The sequence below is a fragment of the Stenotrophomonas sp. 05L44_2 genome (assembly GCF_056665995.1).
Map to the genome: position 1 here is coordinate 1 of NZ_JBFTNR010000704.1, position 2,177 is coordinate 2,177.

The 2,177-nt window shown below is 68.4% G+C and carries 2 protein-coding genes and 1 pseudogene; all 3 read left to right on the top strand.

All coding sequences use genetic code 11. The features are described 5' to 3' along the window. Positions 1 to 1,024, top strand: a 1,024-nt coding sequence (locus AC1VAN_RS19565; RefSeq protein WP_480986510.1) for an NAD(P)/FAD-dependent oxidoreductase, incomplete at its 5' end; no start/stop codon positions are given. Next, on the top strand, positions 1,021 to 1,788 hold the full coding sequence (locus AC1VAN_RS19570; RefSeq protein WP_480986511.1) for a DUF1365 domain-containing protein: 768 nt from the start codon (positions 1,021 to 1,023) through the stop codon (positions 1,786 to 1,788). The genes AC1VAN_RS19565 and AC1VAN_RS19570, both read left to right, overlap by 4 nt. Continuing rightward, a pseudogene (locus AC1VAN_RS19575) lies at positions 1,785 to 2,177 on the top strand (SAM-dependent methyltransferase); the annotation flags it as partial. The gene AC1VAN_RS19570 and the pseudogene AC1VAN_RS19575, both read left to right, overlap by 4 nt.

The following is a 2,177-nucleotide window of genomic DNA, read 5'->3' on the forward strand; positions in this document are numbered from 1 at the left end:
CTCGATGCACAGCGAGCGCAGCGGCGTGGAGTACAACGCCACATCGCTCGATGGCCTGTTCTGCCAGCGCCGCAACCTGCTCTCGCCGCGTTTCTGGGGAATGCTGGCCGACCTGCGGCGCTTCTATCGCGACGCGCCCCTGTTGCTGGGCGAGGAGCAGGGCCCGACGCTGGGCCAGTACCTGCACAGCCAGCGCTATGGCGAAGCGTTCGTGCAGGAGCATCTGCTGCCGATGGCCTCGGCGTTGTGGTCCTCGCCGACCGCGCAGGTGCTGGACTTCCCGGCCCGTTACCTGGTGCAGTTCATGGCCAATCACCAGATGCTGCAGATGACCGGGCGCGCGCCCTGGCGCGTGGTCAAGGGCGGCTCGGCGCGCTACGTGGACGCCCTGCGTGCGCGCTGGCGGGTGCACGAGCGGCTGGAATGCCCGGTACACGCGGTCGAACGCATGCCCTGGGGGGCACGCGTACACACCGCAACCGGCATTGAAGGCTTCGATGAAGTGATCCTGGCCTGCCATAGCGACCAGGCCCTTGCCCTGCTGGCCGACGCCGATCCTGTCGAGCATGCGGTGCTCGGCGCGATCCGCTACCAACCCAACGAGGCCGTACTGCACACCGACGCCTCCTTGCTGCCCGCCAACCGCAAGGCGTGGGCGGCCTGGAACGCGCATGTACCGCGCGACCCCACCGCACCCTGCACGGTCAGCTACTGCATGAACCTGTTGCAGGGGCTGCCCGGTGATACGCCGCTGGTGGTGACCCTCAACCGCAGCGAGGCCATCGATCCGGCCAAGGTGCTGCGCCGTCTGCAGTACGCGCATCCGGTGCATGATCCGGCTGCGGTGGACGCGCAGCGGCGCTGGGCCGAACTGCAGGGCCGGCGGCACACCTGGTTTGCGGGTGCGTATTGGGGCTGGGGCTTCCACGAAGATGGAATCCGCAGTGCCCGCCGCGTAGTGGATGCGCTGCAACTGCGCAATGCCGGCGCGCCGCCTCCCCTGCAGGTGGAGGTGGCCGCGTGAGCGCCAGCGCCCTCTACTTCGGGCAGGTGGTGCACCGCCGGCACCATCCGCATCCGCATGCCTTCCGCTACCCCATCGCGCAGCTGCTGCTGGACCTGGACGAGTTGGACCAGGTATTTGCCGGGCGCTGGCTGTGGTCGGTCGGGCGCCGCAACCTGGCAGAGTTCCGCCGCAGCGACTATCTCGGCGATCCCAGGACATCACTTGCAGACGCCGTGCGTGACCATGCCGCGACCGTGCTGGGGCGGCGCCCGGACGGCCCGGTGCGGCTGTTGGCGCACCTGCGCTTCGGTGGCCACGTGTTCAATCCGGTCAGCTTCTACTACTGCTACCGGGCCGACGGCAGCACCCTGGACTGCATCGTCGCCGACATCACCAACACACCGTGGAAGGAACGGCACGCCTATGTGCTGCCTGTTGAAAGTGCACAGCCACAGGGGCGCGCCCTGCGCTGGCAGTTCGACAAAGCCTTCCACGTTTCCCCCTTCATGCCGATGGATTGCCGCTATGACTGGCGCTTCACCGCGCCCGGCGATGACCTGCGCGTGCATATGCAGGTCTGGCGCGACGGTGTCCGGCAGTTCGATGCCACCCAGGCCATGCAGCGACGCCCGCTTGATGGCCGCGGCCTGGCCCGGGTACTGGCGTTCTACCCGTTGATGACCGTGCAGGTGGTAGCCGCCATCCACTGGCAGGCACTGCTCCTGTGGCTGAAGCGCAATCCCGTGYATGACCACCCCGCTCTTGCCGAGAAACCGCGATGAACGAGCTGAATCCTTCCGTTGCCCTGCCCCGCCCCGGCGCGGTGGACGTATTCCTGCGCCGGAGGCTGCTGGCGGTACTGGCGCCGCTGCGCGAAGGCGGGCTGCGGGTACGCGACCCCTTGGGCGAGGTCATCCTCGGTGATCGTGCGGGCGCACTGCAGGCCACGGTGACCATCAGCGATATGGCGTTCTACCGCAAGGTGGCCGCGCAGGGCAGCGTCGGCGCGGGTGAAAGCTACATCCACGGCGATTGGCACTGCGATGACCTGGTGGCCCTGGTGCGGCTGCTGGTACGCAACCGCGACCTGCTGGATGGCATGGAACGCGGGCCGGCGCGGATCGGTGGCTGGCTGCTGCGCGGCTGGAACCGCCTGCGGCGCAACAGCCGC